Genomic DNA, 21,916 nt, shown 5'->3' with positions numbered 1-21,916 from the left:
TTCTTTTGCCCTCAAAAGTAATGACGCGCTGACGCTGGCAGATCACGGCGGCTTTAGGAGGGAGTCGCTGTGGTACGAGAACGCCATCGACATAATTTGACAGGAAATTACCTGTCAAAAAAAGAGTACATATACAAAAAATCCGCTGAGGACACCTCCACAATGGGAAGAGTCCTCGACGGTATTCGCTTATCGGGTATGCTGTGGTCGGAGATTGCTCTTGTCCTCCGCAAAGAACAACTCCACATTTTTCTGTGCTTTCATCAATTGTTGCATCTCGTCCCGTGCTTTGCGATAGTCTGGATAGGCTGCTTTCTTCTTGATCAGCAGTTCGGCGTATTCTGCATCCAACTCCTTGACCTTTGGCAGCTTTTTCATCCCGGCTTCGTCAAAGGCAGCTTTCGCTGCCTTGTGCAGGGTGATTTCCTCCCGGTGGGCTTCCAAAAACTTTTTACTGTACCCTGACTTGCGGTAGGCATCATAGGCTGGGCGGGTCTTGGCATAGTTGATGATGTGGGTTTTCAGAACGGCAATTTGTGTCAACCTCGCTTCTGCCGCCTTGATGGAATCCCCCATAGCATGATAGCGCTCGGTTGCCGCCGCTGCACGTTCCCGCAGTTCCTCGGCACTGCCGATTTTCTGCTCCTGTAAAAACAGCAGCGTCTTGGACATCTCCTTCAGGTTGAACTTGGTTGCCCACTTTTTGTAGCCGACACTTTTGCCCTCAGCCATTTTTCCCTGAATGTCCACCAGCAACTGGAAGGGCTGTTCTTTGGGTGGCTTTTTCTGGTACGGTTGGTGCTTCGCCTTTCCCTCCAGCACTGCCTTGATTTCATCCTCACTGTACCCGGTGCCCAGAGTTTGGAATCGAATAAAGCGTTTCTGCCCCTTGCCCTTTACCGCCGTGTGCTTGCCACGCTTCGCCCTATATCCCTGCTGTTCCAGCTTTTGCAGAAAAACTTCAAAGTCCTTCGGCTTTTCCGCAAGGATGGTGTCGATGATTCCGCACAGGCGGTCACGGTTGCTCTCCTTTGGAGGATAGAGAACACGCTTCTGCCGCTCCCGGTAGGGCTTCTTTTCAATGACGGACAACTGGTGCTCTAAGCAAATCAGGTCACTCAACCGCTGCACTGCCAACGCTGAAAAGAAAAAATCCCGGAACTTTTTGGTGCCATCCAGTGCCGTAGAGTTGAAGATCACATGGTTGTGGATGTGCTGCCGGTCCGTGTGCGTTGCCACCACAAAGGCGTGCTTGCCCTTGGTAAAACGCATGGCCAGTTCGTAGCCTACTTTGTTAGCCTCCTCTGCGGTGATTTCCCCCGGACGGAAGGACTGCCGTATCTGATAAGCGATTACATCGCTTTTCTGCCTTCGTCCGTTCACAAGGTCGTACTGCCGTTTGGTGAGCATAAATTCTTCATCTGCTGTCAGGGTGCTGCAAGCATAGCTGCTGACATACTGCCCCTGCTCGGTCTTGTCCGGGTTTTCAATATAGTCCGTGCGATTTTTCAGGCAGGCCGCAACGGTCATGCCCTTGTTTTTGTGCAGCGCAATCAGCCGTGTTGCTGCCAGCATCATCACCCCCTATTGCAAAAAAAAATGCCGCCCGGAGGCGGCATTGAGATCATTTGGATATTTTTTCGTAATCGGCAGCACCCGCCAGATACATTGCCTTGTATCTGGCGCATTCCAACTCATTGCAGATTTCATCTAAGGCGAGATATTGATTCCATGCTTCTTTGCTGATAACGCTCTGCAAGGCTTCCTCAGCTGCTCGTTTGGCTTTTTTCAGTCGCAGATACTCTTCATCCTCACCCAGCATCTCAGAAAAAATCGTGCTGTTGTGTTCAAAATAACAATCTTCTATCTTCTGTTTGCTCATAGCATCCCTCACAGTTCTGCAAGCCACTCACTGAAACGCCCGATGCCCTCGGTGATGGCAGTTGCACCGAAAAAGAGGATGAAGCAGATGAACTCGGCTACCAGCAGGATAAAGAACTGATTCCAAGTCTGACGGTAAGCCGTGTAGATGCCGCAGCCGAAGATGTAGAGCATCAGCGGAGCAACTACATAGCTGGATAGGGTTAGCAGCCACCTTGCCATCAGAGCTAGAAACGCCACAAAGAGAGAAATCGGGAAAAGAACAATTTTCTTCAGCATAGACATCATATCAAGCACTTCCTTTCTGTTCGCCCTTATTATAAAGGTATCGACTACTACGTTGCAAGGATGTCAAGCGTTATATGTACACCCGCAGTCCTCCAACTGCGGGAATTTTTATAGCTCTGCCAGCTTGGAAAGAATTTGCTTGCCAATGTCAATCAGTTCATCCAGACGCTGCCGCAGGTCCTCCATGTCGGCAGCGTAGACCCGACCATTTTCGTTAGCGGTTTTGGCATATTGGTTCAGGTTGTTGCTGCACATCTGCAAAAGATATGCCATGCGCCGCAGTTCTTTCAAGTCGAGGTGCAGGCAATAGCCGTCCAGTGCCATCTTGCGGATATAGGCACTCAGGCTTCGGATGCCCATACTGAGCATCTTTTCATAGATACGGTTCTTTTCTGTTTTGCTCAAGCGCAGGATGATGGTTTCATCCCGCTTTTCTTTCATCGTGCATCACCATCCTTGTCGTAGTAACTGCGGAAGGGCTTCACAGGCTCCGGCTTATCGGATTTTTCCTCCAACGCCGCCAGCACCGAGGGGCGGCGAGGAGTATCTTCCTGTTCTTCCTCCTGTTCCGGCTCGTGGCTCTTTTCGTCCACATCCAACTGGGCGTTCAGTTCTGCAAGCCGTGCGGACTTTTCTGCCAGCTCTTCCTCTTGAGGGAAGGGCTTTTCCACCTCGATCTGCGCTGCCGCCTGCTGCTGATGCAGGGTGGTCAGCTCGTTCTCGGCGGCGGTGATGCGCTCCGGGAAGCTGTTCAACGAATTATCCAGCCGGATAATGTTGCCCAGTGGGTCGGTGCCCAAAGGCACAGTGTACTTTCGCTGCCCCTTCAAAAGTGCCTGATACTCCGTGCGGAAAGCATCGAACCGCAGAGAAAGCTCAAAGCCCCGGTAGCTGCCGATGACTTTTTCCTCGGCGTTGGGCAGTTCGGAACAGGCAAGCACCAAACGTTCACCGGCGGTCTTTTTCTCGTCGTAGGCAACGCCCTTGATGACCATGCCGCAAAACTCCTCCTTGCCCTGCGGATGGGCGGCGGCAAGCTGTGCATCGGCTTTCAACCCGGCAATGTGGGCGTTCGTTTCCTGAATGTCAGCCGGGAACTTGGTCAGCAATTTGTCCTGCAAGCGGAATTTCTGGCTCTGGTGGTCGGCTTTCAGCACCTTCAGCTTTGCCACCTGCACATCCAAGTCCATCTTCTCCTTGATGAGCGGATTTCCGGCACACAGTGCCTTGATCTCTGCATAAGAAAGTGCCTGCTCGTCCACATCCTCGCAGGAGCGCACCGGGGATTTGGAAGTCATGATTTGACTGATAAATCGCTGTTTATTCTCAAGGGTCTGCCACAAATAGGCATCAAATGTCCCTTCCGTGACGTAATTGAACACCTTGACTTCCTTATTCATATTGCCCTGCCGGATGATGCGACCATTGCGCTGGGTCATGTCGCTGGGCTTCCAGCCAACGTCCAAGTGATGCACCGCCACAAGCCGCGATTGGACGTTGGTTCCTGCTCCCATTTTTGCCGTACTTCCGAGCAAAACCCGCACATCGCCGGAGCGCACTTTCGAGAACAGTGCCGCCTTTTTTGCTTCGGTGTCGGCGTTGTGGATAAACTCGATCTCATTTTCCGGCACACCGGCGGCGACTAACTTTTTGCGAATATCATCGTAGACATTGAAATTGCCATCGTTTTTCGGGGTGGAGAGGTCGCAGAACAAAAGTTGGGTCAGCTTCTGGTCTTTGCCCTCCTCCCAGATCTTCAGCACGTTCTGCACACAGACGTTGAGTTTGCTGTTGGGGTCGTCCGGGAGCATGGGATTCATCAGGCGAACGTCCAGACCAATCTTGCGCCCATCGTTGGTGACGCAGAGCATATTGTCCACAGACGCATCCACATTGCCGGAGTGAATTTCCGCAGCACGTTTGCTCAACTCCTGCACCATTTCCTTTTGGAGGTCGGACGGCTTTGCCACCACGGTCTCAAACTTTGCCTCCGGCACAGGCAGGTGAAGCTGGTCACTGGTTTTAATGTCCGCAACCTCCTTGAACATGGACATCAGCTCCGGCAGATTGAAAAACTTGGCGAACCGGGTGCGGGCACGGTACCCTGTACCTTCCGGGGCAAGCTCAATGGCGGTGGTGGTCTCACCAAAGGTGGATGCCCAACAGTCGAAGTGGGTCAGCTTTTTCTGCTGCAAGGTGCTGTACTGCAAATACCGCATGACCGTGTACAGCTCGGTCATGGAATTGCTCACGGGCGTACCCGTGGCGAACACCACGCCCCGCCCGCCGGTGATCTCATCCAGATAGCGGCACTTGCCGAACATATCGCTGGACTTCTGGGCTTCGCTGGTGGATAATCCTGCGACATTTCGCATTTTTGTGGTCAAAAAGAGGTTCTTGTAAAAATGACTTTCGTCCACAAAGAGCCTGTCAACGCCCAGTTGCTCAAAGGTGATCACATCGTCCTTGCGCTCATCGGAGCGCAGTTTTTCCAGCTTGGTTTCCAGCGTTTTCCGGGTCTTTTCCATCTGCTTGATGGAGAAATTCTCGCCTGCGTGGACTTTCAGCTCGTTGATGGCGGCAAGCGTTTCATAAATTTGCTCCTGAATGATACGCTCCTGCCGCTCAAAGGACAGCGGAATGCGCTCAAATTGCGAATGGCCGATGATAACGGCATCGTAATCGCCGGTGGCGATGCGGGCACAGAATTTTTTGCGGTTGGCGGTCTCAAAGTCCTTGCGCCGTGCCACCAAAAGTTTTGCGTTAGGGTAGAGGTTCAGAAACTCCGATGCCCACTGCTCTGTCAAATGATTGGGCACTACGAAAAGGCTTTTCTGGCACAAACCAAGGCGTTTTGCTTCCATGGCGGATGCCGCCATTTCGTAGGTCTTCCCAGCCCCCACTTCGTGTGCAAGCAACGTATTACCGCCATAAAGCACATGGGCGATGGCGTTGCGCTGGTGTTCCCGGAGGGTGATTTCAGGGTTCATACCCACGAATTTGATGTGACTTCCGTCATACTCACGGGGGCGAGTGGAGTTGAACAGCTCGTTGTACTGCTTCACCAGCACAATGCGCCGCTGGGGGTCCTGCCAGACCCAGTTCGCAAAAGCGTCCTTGATGACCTGCTGTTTCTGCTGTGCCAGCATAGTCTCCCGCTTGTTCAACACCCGCTTGGGCTTGCCTTCGGCATCCTCAATGGTGTCATAGATGCGGACATCTTTCAGGTTCAGGGTCTCCTCCAGAATCTTGTAGGCATTGGCACGGCTGGTGCCGTAGGTCTCGGAGGAGATAATATCGCCCCGCCCGGTGGCAGTTTTGCCCTCCACACGCCATTCTGCGGTATAGGGAGAATATCTCACCTTGACTGCATGGCGCAGATAGTAGGGAATCTGGAACGTCTCGGTCATAAACTTCTGGATAATGTCCGGGTCCAGCCAAGTAGCACCCAGCCGTACATCAATTTCAGATGCTTCCAGTTCTCTGGGCTGTGCTTTGGTCAGTGCATCCACGTTGACCACAAATTCCGGGTTTGTCTCAGCGGCGAACTGTGCCATCCGCAGCTTCGCCCGGACATCGCCGGAAAGGTACTCGTCTGCCATCTGCCAGCCGACTTCCGGGTCAGTGGGGTCGGCGGCGGGGTCCTTGAAGATCACGCCGGAAAGTTCGGTGGTAATGCGCCCGTACTCGCCGGATGTGCCCAGCAGCTCCGCCATATAGGGCAAGTCCACCTTGCCATGCTCTCCGATGGACACCGCCAATGCTTCGCTGGGGGTGTCCACACTGGCGACGGTGCGCTCCGGGCGAATGGTGCGTTTCGTAAACATTGCCGCCTTGCTCTTGAGCTGCCCCTGCTCGTCCAGATTTTCCAGCGAACACAGCAGATAATAGGAGGAATCCTGCTCAAACAGCCGCCCGTTTTTGCGGTCGTTCAGCAGACCGTATTTGGCGGTAAAGGCATCGTAGGCGGCGTTCAAACGCTCCTGCGTTGCCTTAATGTCGGCATCGGGGTAATCCTCCAACTGCTGTTGAATCAGCTCGTTGACGATCTGCCGCAGCTCCACCATGCCGGTGACACGCCCCTTGGCGGTGTCGGACAGCTCCACCTGCGTCATCACGGAATTTTCCCGGTAGAACACCTCGCCGTCCACCACGGTGTAGGAGAAATTCTTCACATCCGGGTCAGCAGGGAGCGTCTTGCGCTCTGCCTCGGCATCCGTAATATCTGGTGTTTCCACCTCGACTTCGGTGTACTGCCCTTCGATGTGCTGCACCGCTTCGGCAAGCTGGTCGCCAAGGTTTGCGCCCTCAAGGGGTGCAACGGTCAGTTCCTCCCGTCCGTACTGGGTGCTTTCGGTGGTCAGCTCGCCCAGCACCATCTCCGGATGGTCTACGAAATACTGGTTGATGGCAAAGCCGTCCTCGGTCTTGCCAAGCTGCACCCAGTCCGGCTCAATGTCCGCAGGGCGGTCACGCTTCTGCAAAAAGATAATGTCGCTGACAACATCTGTGCCTGCGTTAGCACGGAACGCATTATTCGGCAAACGGATGGCACCCAGCAAATCGGCACGCTCTGCCATGTGCTTGCGGGCGGTGCTGTCCTTGCTGTCCATGGTGTAGCGGCTGGTGACGAACGCCACCACGCCGCCCGGACGCACTTGGTCGATAGCCTTGGCGAAAAAGTAGTTGTGGATGGAGAATCCCAACTTGTTGTACGCCTTGTCGTTGATCTTGTAGTTGCCGAAGGGTACGTTGCCCACCGCCAGATCGTAGAAGTCACGCCGGTCTGTGGTCTCAAAACCGGCAACAGTAATGTCAGCCTGCGGATACAGCATCTTGGCAATGCGCCCGGTGATGCTGTCCAGTTCCACGCCGTACAGCCGGCTGTCTGCCATGCTGTCCGGCAGCATTCCAAAGAAGTTGCCCACACCAAGACTAGGCTCCAGAATGTTACCGCTGCGGAAACCCATGCGTTCCACCGCATCGTAGATACCACGGATAACGGTGGGGCTGGTGTAGTGGGCGTTCAGGGTACTGGAACGAGCGGCGGCGTATTCGTCCTCGGAGAGCAGTCCTTTCAGTTCGACGTACTCTTTTGCCCAACTGTCTTTGCCGGAGTCAAAGGCATCTGCCAGACCGCCCCAGCCCACATACTGGGAAAGCACCTGCTGTTCCTCGGCGGTGGCACCCCGATGCTCCTCTTCCAGCTTGAACAGGGTGCGGATGGCTTCGAAATTCCGGGCATATTTCTGCTTTGCGCCGCCCTCGCCCAGATGGTCGTCCGTGATGCGGAAGTTCCCAGCAGGCTCCGGCGCAGGTTCAGCATTCAGAGCTTCATCCAAGGCAGCGGCATCCGGGAAGGTCTGCACTTTTCCGTCCATCACAGTAGAGATGGGGAGTTCGTCCAGTTCTTCGTCCGTAAGCGGCGGTTTGTCCTCGTCCGGCTCATGCGCAGGAGTGAGATTGACCGTCAGGTTGTGCAGATGGATGTTGCCCGGCTGGCGCAGCAGCCGTTCCAGATTTTCCTTGCTTTCCGAGCGGGCAACCGGATAGACCTCATCCGGGTCACGAAGCTGGATGTTCAGAGTTCCGACAGTTTCGACCGTAAAATCCTTACCGTCCAGACGGATTGTATCGCCCACACGGTAATCACGCTCTTTTGGGAGAGCGGGAACAGGTTCATTTTCTGCCAAAAACTTTGCCTTTTCCACTGCAAGCCAATCGGCGGCGGTTCGTTCATCCGTCTCTTTTTTCAAAGCGGTGCAATAGGATTCGGCCTGCTCCTTGTCTGTAAATTGCGCCATTCCGTTATCATTTGCATAGTAGCCCTCATTGAGATCATCCCAGATAGCAAAAAGCTGGGACGTACCTCCGACCACTTCGCGGACAGAAAAACGCGCATATTCCGGCACCTCGGATTCCTTGTAGATGGTTTCTGCCTGCTCCAGCATTTCATCCACACGCTGGCTAGGTTCATTCTGCCGCAGACCGTCCTCGAATTGTCGTTTGTTGATAACTTCGTTATCCCACGACTGTCCGTGTGCGCTGGTGTCGATGCGAACATCCGTTTCGCCGATATAGCCAATGGTGCCCTCGATGGTTCCAGTGGGCAAATCAACCATTACATCGTCACCGACTTTGTAGCCGTTTTCTTCCTGTACAGTGGTACACTGCTCCTTTTCTTCATCCGTCAGGTAGCGGTCGGACTGGATCATTAGGTCGATATACTTTTCCACCTGCGCCCATTTCAGGGTGATTTTCTGGTGGTCGGGGTAATGGTCAAATTCCAGACCCTTCCAGTCGTGATTCACAAAACCCCAGCTTCCGTCCAGAAAATCGTAGGAGTGCCCACCAATGCCGTACTCCTTTGCCAGTGCTTTGGCACGGAGTTTGCGGTCAGGCTGGGTCTGGTACAGCGCCATAATGCGCTGCTTGCCACCTGTAAACCCAGAACCATGCTTACGCAGTTCGTTCTCGATTTCAGCCTGCGACAAAACAAAAGCGGAGGACGATTTCTCGCTCTCCGCTCGGTCGATGTTCTTAATCTGTTCTGCTTCGGTAGGGATGGCGGCATCCAGAAAACTTAGCTGTAAATCAGCTCCGTCAGAATGATTTCCTCGGTTTGCGCCCGCAGGCTGTTCATGTGCCTCACCCAGCTCATCTGGTTCTTCTCCTTGTCCGGGGCTGGGTTCTGCTTCAGCAGTTCGGTCATCATCTGCTGCATCCGGCTCTCTGCCGTCTGCTCCAGCTCCATCAGATGCGGGTACAGCGTTCCGTTCAGGAGCATCGAGTTGTACAGCACCGGGTGATGCTGCTTCAGATAGTTCCGGCGCATCCTGCCGTACTTGCCCAACGGGATCTTCGGCTGGCTGAGGGTCAGGTTCGGGAGCTGGTAATCCCCGATGGTCGAGTAGGTCACGTTCCTGTTCTTCATATTCATGCTGGCTCCTTTCTACATTGCGGCGACGGATGGTGGTTTTGACGGTACGCTCGATATTCCGTAGCACATCACGGCTGCAATCGCTGACCGCCGTACCCAGTGCATAGACAGCATCCGGGGTCGAAAAATCGTAAATTGCCTGAAAATCGTCCCGGTCAAAATAACCCTCTGGTTCAAAACCGCACCGTTCCAAAATGGTGTACATGATGCTGATTGCGGCGGCACTCTTGAACTGGAGTTCCTGTCCGGCATCATCATAATCCATCAGGAACGAACCGTCAACGATGGCGAGGATGTCTGTGCTGTTGTTGTCCCAGTAGGATTCTGCCAGCTTTCCGGCAATGTCCGCAATCTGCTGGCTGAGCCGTTCATGGTGAATGCCGTATTCCTGCGCCAACATTTCCGATACCGGCTGGAACAGGTCATCGTTGAGCTGCCACACCTCCGGGTCACGGGAATTGCGCCGAACCCCGGTGTCGCTTACGTCAAAGACGTAGTGCAGCCGGGGAAATCCGCTGGATTCGTCCAGCAGAGCGATGCCCTTGGAACCCCGGCGCACATAGCGGTTCATCCGGTTGTTCCAGATGTCAAAGTCGGCACAGGCGGTGGCATCCGGGCGCTGGGCGTAGATCATGAGCTGGTCGGCAAAGGGGTACTTGTACAGCCGGGATGCGGTGGTCAGGTAGTCCGTCCAGCTTTCCCAGTACCGGGTCAAGCCGTTGGCTGTGCGCTGGGCAAGGGCGAGATATTCTTCGGTTTTGCTTGGCATAGCGTTCCTCCCTTCAATCTCGTTGTAAACAAAAAAGCGAGCGGCCTTTTCAGGTCACTCGCTTATGGAATCTATGGTAGTTTATAGCATGAATGGAAGTATTCTATCAAGCCCACTTTTTGCGGGTTATGAAAAAATTTCGGAACAATGCCCTATGACATTATCTCAGTTGACAATCATCGACAAACTGGGAATTATTTAATTCTCTGTGTACCTAATTGTAATTGTTCAACTGTTATTTTTGCTTTATTGTCATCTTCCTTTTGAAGATTTTCTATTTCCGAACCCCGAATAGCCAAAATGATTTCGTCCCCCACCTGTAAATCATCATGTGTTATATCTACAACATCTTGTGTATCATAATTACAATAAATCATAGGAATTTGGGAACAATCAATAAGGCAATCATCCCCTAAAACACCTTTTCCTACGGCGGACAAAAACCGCATATCCGAGCTGTTTAAGTCTGCATACCGGTCATTGGCCGCAATACGGTCTTCCATCTCGATAAAGTTATAAAATAAATCTGTTAACTGGTCATTGATAATCTTTGTACACAACTACTTCTCCTGTCTGTCTTAACGGACCTTCTCAGCATCCCACTCCATTACGGATCCGGTCGCTGCATCAATCGTGAATTCGTATTCCGTTCCACCGTAGATGATCTTTCCTTCGTATTCCGGACGTCCGTCATCATAATCAAGCTTCCATTCGTAGAGATCCTTGTCCGTTGCTCCGCTTACACGGTCAAGGGCTGTTTTCTTTGCATCTGCCTCACTGACCGTAACGTTCTTGCTGTCTGCTCCCATCGTTTTTTCTTCATATGCGGAGCTGATGATCTCTCCGGTGTCTGTCGCAATCTCATAGTCATACTTTGCACCGCCTGCATACCATTCAATGTCATATACCTGACGTCCGTCTTCATAGTCAAGCTTTGACTTGGTGATCGTTGCATCCGCTGCCTTCACTCCGGCATGCTCCAGTGCGATCTTCTGTGCTGCTGCTTCATCCACGGTTCCGGTACCTGTTGCATTCTGTGCCGGAGCAGGGGCAGCGGGGTCTGCCGTCTCCGTCTGTGTCCCGGAAGCCTGCGCATTCTGTTCTTGGCTGCTCATTTCCATGACAGCTCCTGTCTCTGCATTGATCGTGTAGGCGTAGGCATACTCTCCGGAAGTAAATTCCACCTTATAGCAGGCCACTCCCGCCACCTCACTTAAGGTCGTGGCTGAAATGTCTGCATCTGCCGCTACAATATCCGCTGCTTTTAACGCCGCTTCCTGTGCCTCCTCCATAGGGATCATCTGTGTCTGCTCCTGGCTGCTTTGCTGCGGAATACTGGCTGCCGCATTATCTCTGCATCCGGTCAGGGTCATTGCAAGTGCAAATGCCGCTCCGATAAAAATCCATTTCTTTCTCATATTCTTTCTTATCCTTCCTATCAGATTGGAATGTGTAAAGTGTAGCCGATATCCTGCCAGATCACAAGTGAAATTTTTGTGTACAGGGTATATACGATTTGTCGAGTTCAGTATACCACACCGAATCCCATTGTAAAAGAGCCTATGTACGCCGCCCGCAGGCGGCAAAATTCAGTCGAGCGGAAATTCCAGTTCGGCAAACTCGGCATCGGTCAGTAGTTTCAGCTTTTCGATAACACTCTCCGACAACTCCCGCAGGGCAGTTTCGTCAGGCATCAGGTAGCACTGCATGAGCCGCAGTTCGTGGATAAGCCCCATCCGGGTGCCGGTGTTGTAAAGCATCATCAGCATGAGTTCTTCATGGTTAAAGTTCATGTTCAGCCCTCACTTTCCGGCATACCGTGGGATTGCACTCCGGGGCATCGCACTTTTCCTTGAGATTCATCAGCACCGAAGGGCGTTCCGGCTGCCTGTCCAGAAACCCCTGTAAATCTTTGAAGCCGATGCTGTCCACATAATGCACAGACACCTCGCCATTGCGTTTGAGTGCAATCACATCGCTGACGGACAGGCTGTGCCCCTCAAAATCCTGCGGACGGGAGAGGTTGAACATCTGAAATAGTTCTTCCAAAATCTCGTTGTTCGGCACATCCTGCCACATGGCGGGCAAATCAGCATAGTAGGTGACCTCATAATGCTCCGGGTCTGGCGTTTTGCCCCGACGATGCAGTTCCCGCATGGAAGCAAATCTTTCATCGAAGATTTTTTCGTCATGCCGCAGCTGCATCACCATATAAACATCGCACCCTGCGTTCAGAAACTTCTGCGGGATGTCCGTCATGGGTTCACCGTCAAAATTCTGGTTCCATTTTTGCTGCATCGTCCACCTCACAGTTCTGGCGCAGAACGTGCAGACGATTTTGGCGCAGACGTATCACTTGCCAGTTCTGCCAGCTTTTCCAGTGTGGAAGGGCGATGGTCTGCACTCAGTTCCTCGGCTTCCGCAACTTTGTCCATGACGGCATCGTAGTCCTGCAACAGCCGCCGCCCCTTTTCCATGTGGTGCGCTTCCAGAATCTGCTCACGGGCTTCCTGAATGGTCAGTTCCGGGGCATCCAACTGCCCGCCGTCCATCACGGAATAATCGCTGTGGTAGAGGGTGTAGTCCCATCCATCCTCACAAGACTGGATGGCAAGGTAGCCTTTGCCGCCCAGTTCCCACGCCGCCTGCTCGTCCTGTGTCTGAATCTCCGGGTAGAAGTCGGCATGGTTTCGTTCCATGACTTCGGCAAACTGGCAGATGTGGAACACATTGCCCAGACCGCCCATGTCAAAGTGATAATCATCCAGATGTTCCACCCGTGCCGTAAAACTGTGCCCATCCGGGTAATCCACCTGAATCACGCCGCCATCTGGAATGCGATAGAGGTCATCATAGTGGCTGTTGATGAGACGAATATCCTTCGGCAGCGTTTCCGGCTCCCAGATGCGCCGTCTGCCGATGCCCGCCTGCGGGATGTTTTCGAGAATCTTTACGCTTTCCTGTTGGATGACCTTGCGGTCATCGTCCGAAAGTTCAAACAGATACCAGTTCCGGGCGGCAGAAATGGCGTTCCTGCCATCGGGCGGCAGATTCTTTTCCGAGATCTGCCCACTTTCCAGCGGCTCGCCAGTCACCTTGTTATAAGTGGCAAAGCCGACCCCTGCACCGTTTTCCCGGAGATGCAGATAGCGTTCATCGTTGATAAGGTAGACCGATTCTTTTTTCTGCTCCATCAGCACCCACCTTCAAATTCCAGGGAAAACTTGCTGCGGCCATCGGCTTCACAGGACAGCAGCACGGTGGCATTGTAGGTCTTGCCCTTGGCACTCTTGCAGTCCTTCAAGCGGACACGACCATCCCGCAGCAGCTTGTCCGCCACATGAGCGTCCAGCCGCTTGCCCAGACGCTTAAAGAACGCATTGTCCTTCCACAGGACAAAACGGCACTCCCGGTTCTCGCAGAACCAGCCTTTTTCACGCTCCACGACAGGCTTACCACAGTTCGGGCAGACACCAATAATCTTGCTTTTCATAAGTGCATTCGCTCCTTTTTTCATTTCCGTGTTCTTTACCAGTTCGGTAATCATCGTATTGATCTCGGTCATAAATTCGCTCGGCTCCATTTCGCCACGTTCGATTTGCAGCAGCTTTGTTTCCCAATCGGCGGTCATTTCCGGGGATTGGATTTCTTCGGGCATCACAGTGATGAGGGCTTTTCCCTTATCCGTGGGCAGCAGCACCTTGGTTTTCTTGTTGCCCTTGCGCTCCAGAAAACCCTTCTGCACCAGTTTTTCAATGGTGGCGGCTCTGGTTGCCGGAGTACCGATACCCTGACGTTCTACGCCCTCCGGCATACTATCCGCACTGGCGGTTTCCATAGCGTGCAGCAGGGTGTCCTCGGTAAAATGCTTCGGCGGGGACGTCTGCCCCTCCTTCAGTTCGGCGTTGAGGATGCCGCACTCGTTTTCCGCTGCATTGGGCAGGGCGGTGAGTTCTTGCTTCCGGTTCAGGATGTCTGCCAGCACCTTGCGCTCCACCGCTTTCCAGCCTTCTTCCAAAATATCCTTTCCCTTGGCGGTAAATTCCTCCCCGGCACATTCGGTGGTCAGCAGGGTTTCCAGATACCGGAAGGGCTTGCTCACCGCCATCAGCGTCCGGGCGATGATGAGCTTCAGGACATTCTGCTCCCCCTTGGGCAATGCGTCCAGATCGGCTTGCAGCATACTGCGAGTGGGCAGAATGGCGTGGTGGTCGGTGACTTTTTCCCTGTTGACGGTGCGCCGTGTCCGGGGCACAGCCTCGTCCACATCTTCCGGGGCAATGTCGAGAAAACCTTCCAACTCCTCGGTCAGTTCCTCCAGCATTTCCTCGTCATCGTCGGTGATATAGCAGCTATCAGTTCGGGGATAAGTGGTAAGTTTCTTCTCATACAGGCTCTGCACATAGTCCAGCGTCTGCTGTGCGCTGTACCCCAGCAAGCGGTTAGCATCCCGCTGAAGGGTGGTCAGATCGTACAGCGGTGGTGGATTCTCGGACTTTTCCTTGCAGGTGATGCGCTGGATCGTTGCTACCATCTCCTTTCGGCAGGCTTCCAGCAGGTTTTCTGCAACGGTTTTTTCGGGAATGCGGCGGCTGGATGCCGTGCAGCCACTGGTCAGTTCCAGATCCACCGTGTAGAACTTCTCCGGCACAAATGCGGCAATGGCTGCTTCCCGCACTACGGTCATAGCAAGCACCGGGGTCATAACACGCCCCACCGCCAAGGACTGGTTGTACAGGCACGAAAAAAGCCGGGACGCATTGATGCCGACCATCCAGTCGGCGCGTTCCCGGCAGAGTGCCGCATTGTACAGCGCATCGTATTCAGTTGACGGTTTGAGGTGGACAAAGCCCTCTCGGATAGCGTTTTCCTCCATGCTGGACAGCCACAGGCGTGAAAAGGGCTTTTTGCAGCCAGTCTGCTGGTACACCAAGCGGAAGATCAGTTCTCCCTCGCGCCCTGCGTCGCAGCTGTTCACGATGCTATCCACATCCGGGCGGTGCATCAGCTTTTGCAAACTGCCAAACTGCTTTTTGGTGGAGGCAGACACCAGATACTGCCACTTTTGCGGCAGGATGGGCAAATCTGCAATGCTCCACTTAACGTACTTGGCATCGTAGACATTGGGCGGAGCCAGCTCCACTAAATGACCAATACACCAGCTCACCAGATAGCCATTGCCTTCAAAGTAGCCGTCTTTGCGGCTGGTAGCGCCAAGGACTTTTGCATAGGACATAGCGACAGATGGCTTTTCTGCTACAACTAGAATTGAAATAAGCGTTCCCTCCAATCTGTTTTCATTTGGATATGTACGGCGGCAAAACGCCGCCTTAAAATCAGATGGGTTCGGTATCCTCCTCGCCGGCTTCTTCCGGCTCATCCTCCACAGGAATCTCAAAATCGCCCTTGTCCTCGGTGTAGTTTGCATCGGGGTCAAGGGCTTCTTTTTCGGCCTGCTTTTTCTGCTTCTGCTTTGTGAAAGCATAGAAGCCGCCGCCTGCTGCCAGCGCAATCAGCACGACCACACCCAGAAAGCCCGATGCGATCTTTGTGACCTTATTTTCCTCGGGCTGTTCCGTGCCGGATGCTGCCGCTTCTTCGGCGGCTTTCTTGGCTTCTTCCTCGGATTTCAGCCTGTCCCGTTCCGCCTGCGCCGCCGCTTCCTTTTCGGCGGTATAAGCGTCCGCATCTTCTTCCTCCATAAGAGCCAACAGGTCGGCTTCATCCACAAGATTCATAAAGTGGACGGTCTGCTGCCCCTTGGCGTTGCGGTCAATCACCAGATAGAAAGTCGCACCCGACTTCGACACCAGTGTAATGAACTGCTGTCCGCTGCCATCGGAATAGTTGGTGTGGTAGTCGTCCACCAGCGTCAGATTGCCCTCCGGGGTCAGGGCACCAGCGGTTTCGTCCGTGATGGTGACAACATCCTCCTCCACCACTTCCGGCAGAATCGGCTGCTCCACGGGGGCGGCTTTGCCCTCAAAGGCAAAGGCAGGAGCCGCCATACCAGCGCACAGTGCCGCCGATACCAACATCGCCCCAAGTTTCTTAATCTTCATCTGCACCGACCTCCTTCTCAAAAGTTGCACCCACAGCAGACAGCGTAGCCGGGTTCGGGGTGGCGGTAGCCGACTGCCGTAGCAGGGCGGCGAGCTGTTCCGGCGTAACCTTTGCAGTTCGCACCATCTCGTTGACCTCGGCGGAATCCTCCTCCTGAATGCGCCGCTCCAGAATCTCGATACGATTATTCAGTTTGATGCGGCGTTCCTGCTCTTTCTTGAGCGTTGCCCGCAGCTTATCCAGTTTTTCGCTCATAGTTGAACCCTCCATTTCATTTTGAAAGCCGTCCGAATCCTGCGAGATGCTTCTCCCAGTAGGACGAGTGAATGTTTGCGTACTTGATAGGATCGCCAGCGGACACCATCATGCCGTTGCCGAGGTAGATGCCCACATGACTTTTTCCGGGGGTATCATACGTTCCCTCGAAGAAAACAAGGTCGCCGGGCTTTGCTTCGGCCTCGCTGATGTGCTGGCTCTTATTCCACAAGCCGTTGGCGGTCGTTCTGCCCACATCGTAGCCGTTCTGGTTGTACACCCAGCAGACGTAGCCGCTGCAATCAAAGCCGGTTTCCGGGGTAGAGCCGCCCCAAACGTAGGATGTGCCCACATACTTTTGGGCTTCCTTGTAGATGGCGGCAAATTCGCTGTCGGTCAGGGCTTCTGCCGGAACCTGATAGTCGATGCCCGGTGTGCCGGAGCCATCGGAGCCACCGGGCGGCAGACCGCCGTTGAACAGGTAGGGTCTGCCACCCAACGTATCCTGAAAGATCTCGTACCGTTTCCATTGGTCAGCATCCAATTCTTCCCGGATGACCACCTCCAAGCCACGATTGACCAGCTTGGTGTGGAAGATGCGGTACTCATAGGGCACCTGCGTGGGAACCGGGATTCCTGCCGGGCTGATGACCCACACGGTCTTATACCGTATCTGCACGTCCACCCATGTGGTCAGCTTGTACTGCTTTTTGAAAGTCTCCTTCAACTTGCCCTGCACCTCCGACCGGGTGTAATCGTTATACAAAGTGGTCAGGAACGAAGTCAGCTGCCATGGGTCATGCTCGATGGGATCAAGGTGGTACTGATACTCGTTGTAGCCGGGGTGGTCGGCGGGAGTGCGCTTGATCTTTTTGTCCAGCTCTTTTTCCAACTTTTTGTAGTCCTGCTCTGCGCCCCGGATGTCCCTGTCCTCGGCAGAGTACATGGTCTGCCCGGACACCTGTGTGCCGCCGGAAAAGAGGATGCCGCAAGACGAGAAGCCGGACATCACCATGAGGATGAGCAAAAGAAAAACGCCCACGATCACCAGAACGTGTGCGTTGCCCTTGGCGGCATTCATCAGCCCTTTTACGGCGGTGCTGACGGCAGTTTTGCCTTTCTCCACTGCCTGTTCTACGCCGGACCGGGCAGCAGATGCGCCATTGGATGCCGCCTTGCCGCCTGCGGTCTGCGCTGCCGTGCCCGACCGGGCGGCGGCATAATAGCTCTGCCGGATTTCTTGCCGCTGTTTCCAGCGTGAAAGCCAGTTGGAGCCTCCCTCGCCGGTGCCGGATGCGCCTGCATCTTGTGCCGCAGTCGGCTCCGATGCGGAAGATTTAGCGGTTTTGGAGCCTTTTTTGCCCTGCATCTTGGCTTTCTTCTTGAGCTTCCGGGCATAGCGGCTTTTGGAAGTATCACGGACATTTCCTGCCGCTTTTTCGCCCTCGCTCAGAGCCTGTGTGCCCACATTGTCATCCTCGTATTGGTCAACCTCCCGGTGCACCGCAGAGCGAGCGGCATGGGCGGCGTACATCTCCCGCTTCTGCGCCTTACTCAACCGGCTCAGTTCGTCCGGGGTCAGTTCCGCCTTGCCGAACCGCAGGTGCTGGTTTCTTTCGGCGGTCTTTTCTGCATCGGTTTTCAGTTTCTTCTTTCTGGGCACCGACTGCTCCACCTTGGTTTTCTTCGGGGGAGAACGGGTCTTTTTTGCGGACGACTCTTCTTTGATGTTCAGCTTCGGTTCGCTCATTTCTGTGCGCCCTCCGAGACTTCACCCAACTTGGTGGTCATAATGCGGTAGAGTTCCAGATCGGTGGGGAAACGGTCCACAAACGGCAGAATGACATTTCCGAAAAACAGCAGCCCTTCGCCCTCGCCGGAGTGGGTCACATAGGAAAGCTGATGGGGCGAAATATTGAGCTGCTTTGCGAGAATTTGCCGGTCTCCCGCCGCCTGATTCAGCATGATGATCATGTCCGAATTTTCAAAAATATTCTCGACCTCACGGGAAGAAAGCAGGTCTTTCACGTTCTGGGTCAGCCCTGTGGGAATACCGCCCCACTTGCGGAAACGCTTCCAGATCTCCACGGAATACGCCGCAGTCTGCTCCTCTTTCAGAAGCAGGTGCATCTCGTCCATATAATACCGTGTGGACTTTCCGCTGCTGCGGTTTGCCGTGACACGCCCCCAGACCTGATCCTGCACAATGAGCATACCGAGTTTCTTCATCTGCTTGCCCAGCTCCTTGATGTCATAGCAGACGATGCGGTTATTGACGTTCACATTCGTGCGGTGGTTGAACAGGTTCAGACTACCCTTGACGTAGATTTCCAGTGCGGTGGCAACATGGTGGGCTTCTTTCTCGTCCTGTTGGAGCAGGGCGTTGTACAAATCCTCAATGATGGGCATATTCTCCGGGCAGGGGTCCGCAAAATATTTGCGGTAGATCAGATGCACACAGCGGTCGATGACTGTTTTCTCCACCGGCAGCAGCCCTTCTTTGCCGCCCACCACCAGTTCACACAAAGAAAGAATAAAGTCAGCTTTCAGGGAAAGCGGATTATCTTCCTCCGAATAGTTAGCGTTAATGTCCATGGGATTGATGAACTGGGTACTGTTGGGCGAAATTTTGATGACCTGACCCTTCAAACGATTCACCAGCGGCGAGTATTCGCCTTCGGGGTCGTTGATGATAATATCATCGTCCGTCACCAGAAACGCATTGGCAATTTCACGCTTTGCTGAGAAACTTTTGCCGGAGCCGGGAGTACCCAAAATCAGGCCATTGGGGTTCTTCAGCTTCTTCCGGTCCACCATGATCAGGTTGTTGGACAGGGCATTCAGGCCATAATACAGGCTTTCCTTGCCATTGTCGAACAACTCCTGTGTGGTAAACGGCACAAAGATTGCCGTGCTGCTGGTGGTCAGACCGCGCTGGATCTCGATCTGACAGTCTGCCAGCGGCAGGCTGCTCATCAGCCCCTGCTCCTGCTGAAAGTCAAGGCGGCACAGGTTGCAGTTGTGCTTCTGTGCAATGCTGGATGCCTGAAAAACGTTGTTTTCCAGTTCCTGCTCTGTGCGTCCAGTGTTCAGCACCAGAAAAGTGACGAGGAACATTCGCTCGTTCTGGCTCTGCAATTCTTTCAGCAGAGCTTTTGCATCTCTGCCGTAGGTTGCCAAATCCGACGGAATGATGTCGATATCATACCCGGCGCGGATTGCCTTTTTCTGCTCCTCGATCTTGCTGCGATCCAGTTCCGTGATGGTGCGCTTCACGGTCTTAATAGCACGGTTCTGGTCAACAGACTGGATGTGCATGGTGACGATCTGGCTGGAATCCATGTCCAGAAAATCCTTCAGCAGCTGGTCGCTCAGGTCAGAAGCCGTAATATTCAGGAAGCTGACCGCCCCGAAGATGCCGCCCATCTGGAACGCCCGGGAGTTCTTGAAGGCAAAGGCGGTGGGCGCAATGGCATCCTTCACCGAAAGGCCGCTTTTCACAAGGTCTTTCCAGTCAAAGTGAAACTTGCTGGCACCGTCCATGTTGAACATATCGTGCATGAGTTTCAGCCGCTGGGCACCGTTCAGGGGCTTTGCCCGCACCCCCAGCCGATGGAAGTTGTTCAGCAGATCGTTCTGGATGTGGTCAAGCCGCGGCTTGACCTGCGCCATGCTCTCGCCCTCCACGCCAAAGGTGATGAATTTGGTCTTGGTCAGACCATTATTGCCCTTGGCAAGCTGCTGGCGCAGCATCTGGGAATACTCGGCGCGCACATCGTCAAAACCATCCCGCTGGTACGGGATACGGATGCTCTTTTCAAACTCGGTGCTGTCGGTTGCCATGTTCACAAAGGACAGTTCAAACTTGATGGAACTGTCGAAAAAATTGAGGAATGAACACCATTCCTCAAAAATCGCAGTCTTATCCTCCTGCTGCGCCAACTGATAATTGATATCCTGATAGGCAATCGTCCGAGTATAATAGTTCGGCTTCACCCGGCAAGTGCCATCCTCGAACATCCGCTGCATGGGGATGGACTGCTGTGCTGTCCGGGGAACAGCAGACTTCGGCGGCTTTTTCTTGCCGCCCTTATCGGTCTTTTTCCAAAACGGCATTGGCTGACCCTCCTCTCATCAAAATCGCATAGTAGTTGTTGGTCTTATAAGGTCGAATCTTCGGGCGCAAGAATCGCGCCTGAACATAGTGCGACAGCAGTTTTTCCAGCGGCTGACCATTTTTCTCGTACATACCCAGAAAAAATGCAGGCAGCATAACGGCCATCATGCCAAGGGTGGCGGCTGTGTTGCCGCCGGAATCCCGGAGAACGAAAAACAGCGGCACTCCAATCAGTGCCGCCGTGCCGAAACAAAGCAGTTGCCGTTTCGTCAGGTTGAACGCGACCTTCGATTTTACTTTCGTCAGGTCACGGGGAACGGAAATATACGCAGCCAATAAAGCACCTCCTTTAATGCGTTCCGAGGACGGATTTTGTCACGGAGCTGGTCTTAAACAGGCTGAAACAGAGCAAAACGGTGTAGCCCACAATGCTCCAAATGGAGTTGATGGCATCCCCGGAAATCGCCACGCTCTGGATCAGTACGGCGTAAATCGCCACGCAGATGAGGATGAGAAAGCCTTGAAAGCCCAGCGCAAACAGGCATTTCAGGTAGTTCTGCCCCATGTGCGACTGCTCGTGGTTGCCCCATGTTGCCATGGGAATGGGTGCAAGGCTCACCATGCAATATATCTCAATCATTCTTCCGTACACGATGACAAAAATAATGATGCTCAAGATCCGCATGGTGATGCCGATGAAGAAACTTTGCAGGAACAGCCCGAACAGGGGTCCTACGTCCATCTGCATCAGGCTGGCTTCCAGCATCGACAAGCCAATGTCGTTGACACGGGTATTTCCGGCGATGATGCCGCTGGAATCGGACACCACCTTCTGGGTGACGTCGAACACCGCCATCACGATGTCAAAAGTATTGCTGATGAGCCAGACCGAAATGGCGGTCTTAAAGATCCAGCGCATGATGAGAGCAGGCTCAAACTGCGCCATGTTGTTGTGCTGGGTAATCATCTCGATCAGCTCATAACAGGCGATGAAGGTCAGGATGATGCCCGCAATGGGCAACACCACGTTCCGGGAGAGGGCTTCGATCATAGCGAACACTCTCGGCTCAAAGCTGGAAGGCTTGGTGCCCACCTGCTGGGCGATATTGCCGACCTGCGTGTTCACATCATCGAACAGGCCGGAAAGATTGGACATAATGCCTGCCGTCAGGATTCCTTTGATCCAGTCGGCAATGGCTTTGAGAACGGTTTCCATTCAGTCACCGTCCTTAGCTGAAATGGTTGATAAGGGTCTTGAGCAGATTCAAGAGAAAAATAATGTGGGTCAAAAACTGCATAATAGCACCGCCTTTCGTTGATGGGTGGAGATTCGTACCGCAATGCGCTCCTTATGATAAAGGGCTGTTATCCACAGCAAAGATAGAGCGATTGCGTATGTACAGGCGGGAAAACCCGCCTGCGGCTCTTAGCCGAACAGACCAGACAGCAGAGGAATGAGGGTGATGCCCACCAGAGCGACACCGCCGCCAGCCATGAGCTGCTTCATGCCCTGAGACTTGGAGCCGGATAGCCATAGGTAAGTCTTTGATATGATCTCCAACTTTTCCCCGGCTCCACACCGTGCGTGCAGCTTTCACCGCAC

Annotated in this window: 17 protein-coding genes and 1 pseudogene; all 18 read right to left on the bottom strand. The window is 53.7% G+C overall.

Features of this window, described 5'->3' with window-relative positions; all coding sequences use genetic code 11:
• Positions 1 to 189: 189 nt before the first annotated feature.
• Positions 190 to 1,572, bottom strand: coding sequence for a relaxase/mobilization nuclease domain-containing protein (locus C4N23_RS12030; RefSeq protein ID WP_112146327.1), 1,383 nt, complete (start codon positions 1,570 to 1,572; stop codon positions 190 to 192).
• A gap of 52 nt (positions 1,573 to 1,624) precedes the next feature.
• Positions 1,625 to 1,882 (bottom strand): hypothetical protein, encoded by a 258-nt coding sequence (locus tag C4N23_RS12025; protein WP_112146279.1) that lies wholly within the window; start codon positions 1,880 to 1,882, stop codon positions 1,625 to 1,627.
• A gap of 8 nt (positions 1,883 to 1,890) precedes the next feature.
• Positions 1,891 to 2,169, bottom strand: coding sequence for a hypothetical protein (locus tag C4N23_RS12020; RefSeq protein WP_055187087.1), 279 nt, complete (start codon positions 2,167 to 2,169; stop codon positions 1,891 to 1,893).
• A gap of 108 nt (positions 2,170 to 2,277) precedes the next feature.
• The gene (locus C4N23_RS12015; protein WP_112146277.1) at positions 2,278 to 2,610 is read right to left on the bottom strand and encodes a plasmid mobilization protein; all 333 of its coding nucleotides are present in this window, start codon (positions 2,608 to 2,610) and stop codon (positions 2,278 to 2,280) included.
• Entirely contained in the window at positions 2,607 to 9,878 is a 7,272-nt protein-coding gene (locus C4N23_RS12010; protein WP_483423402.1) for a DEAD/DEAH box helicase family protein, read from the bottom strand. Before C4N23_RS12010 ends, C4N23_RS12015 begins: the two co-directional genes overlap by 4 nt.
• A 194-nt stretch (positions 9,879 to 10,072) precedes the next feature.
• Positions 10,073 to 10,438, bottom strand: a complete 366-nt coding sequence (locus C4N23_RS14230) for a hypothetical protein (protein WP_242983792.1) — start codon at positions 10,436 to 10,438, stop codon at positions 10,073 to 10,075.
• 18 nt (positions 10,439 to 10,456) lie between these two features.
• Positions 10,457 to 11,296: a PepSY domain-containing protein gene (locus tag C4N23_RS11985; RefSeq protein WP_112146271.1), complete on the bottom strand. Its 840-nt coding sequence runs from the start codon at positions 11,294 to 11,296 to the stop codon at positions 10,457 to 10,459.
• A 171-nt stretch (positions 11,297 to 11,467) separates the two neighbouring features.
• Complete coding sequence (locus tag C4N23_RS11980; RefSeq protein WP_112146270.1) at positions 11,468 to 11,671, bottom strand: transposon-transfer assisting family protein; 204 nt, start codon at positions 11,669 to 11,671, stop codon at positions 11,468 to 11,470.
• The gene (locus C4N23_RS11975) at positions 11,661 to 12,176 is read right to left on the bottom strand and encodes a YodL domain-containing protein (RefSeq protein ID WP_112146268.1); all 516 of its coding nucleotides are present in this window, start codon (positions 12,174 to 12,176) and stop codon (positions 11,661 to 11,663) included. The genes C4N23_RS11980 and C4N23_RS11975 overlap by 11 nt, the downstream gene beginning before the upstream one ends.
• An 8-nt stretch (positions 12,177 to 12,184) precedes the next feature.
• Positions 12,185 to 13,072, bottom strand: coding sequence for an LPD16 domain-containing protein (locus tag C4N23_RS11970; protein WP_112146266.1), 888 nt, complete (start codon positions 13,070 to 13,072; stop codon positions 12,185 to 12,187).
• On the bottom strand, positions 13,072 to 15,114 hold the full coding sequence (locus C4N23_RS11965) for a DNA topoisomerase 3 (RefSeq protein ID WP_242983791.1): 2,043 nt from the start codon (positions 15,112 to 15,114) through the stop codon (positions 13,072 to 13,074). Before C4N23_RS11965 ends, C4N23_RS11970 begins: the two co-directional genes overlap by 1 nt.
• Before the next feature lie 100 nt (positions 15,115 to 15,214).
• Positions 15,215 to 15,940: a DUF4366 domain-containing protein gene (locus C4N23_RS11960; RefSeq protein ID WP_181567125.1), complete on the bottom strand. Its 726-nt coding sequence runs from the start codon at positions 15,938 to 15,940 to the stop codon at positions 15,215 to 15,217.
• Positions 15,930 to 16,196, bottom strand: a complete 267-nt coding sequence (locus C4N23_RS11955) for a DUF4315 family protein (protein WP_112146262.1) — start codon at positions 16,194 to 16,196, stop codon at positions 15,930 to 15,932. The genes C4N23_RS11960 and C4N23_RS11955 overlap by 11 nt, the downstream gene beginning before the upstream one ends.
• A 16-nt stretch (positions 16,197 to 16,212) precedes the next feature.
• Positions 16,213 to 17,946 carry a C40 family peptidase gene (locus C4N23_RS11950; RefSeq protein WP_112146260.1) on the bottom strand — a complete coding sequence of 578 codons (1,734 nt, stop codon included), beginning with the start codon at positions 17,944 to 17,946 and terminating at the stop codon, positions 16,213 to 16,215.
• On the bottom strand, positions 17,943 to 20,312 hold the full coding sequence (locus C4N23_RS11945; RefSeq protein ID WP_112146258.1) for a VirB4-like conjugal transfer ATPase, CD1110 family: 2,370 nt from the start codon (positions 20,310 to 20,312) through the stop codon (positions 17,943 to 17,945). The genes C4N23_RS11950 and C4N23_RS11945 overlap by 4 nt, the downstream gene beginning before the upstream one ends.
• Positions 20,287 to 20,649 (bottom strand): PrgI family protein, encoded by a 363-nt coding sequence (locus tag C4N23_RS11940; RefSeq protein WP_097793239.1) that lies wholly within the window; start codon positions 20,647 to 20,649, stop codon positions 20,287 to 20,289. The genes C4N23_RS11945 and C4N23_RS11940 overlap by 26 nt, the downstream gene beginning before the upstream one ends.
• A 13-nt stretch (positions 20,650 to 20,662) precedes the next feature.
• Positions 20,663 to 21,529, bottom strand: coding sequence for a VirB6/TrbL-like conjugal transfer protein, CD1112 family (locus tag C4N23_RS11935; protein WP_112146256.1), 867 nt, complete (start codon positions 21,527 to 21,529; stop codon positions 20,663 to 20,665).
• 210 nt (positions 21,530 to 21,739) lie between these two features.
• A pseudogene (locus tag C4N23_RS11930) lies at positions 21,740 to 21,838 on the bottom strand (Maff2 family mobile element protein); the annotation flags it as partial.
• Positions 21,839 to 21,916 lie beyond the last annotated feature (78 nt).

The sequence above is a fragment of the Faecalibacterium hattorii genome (assembly GCF_003287455.1).
GTDB lineage: Bacteria > Bacillota > Clostridia > Oscillospirales > Ruminococcaceae > Faecalibacterium > Faecalibacterium hattorii.
This window is presented reverse-complemented; position numbering and strand designations above follow the sequence as displayed.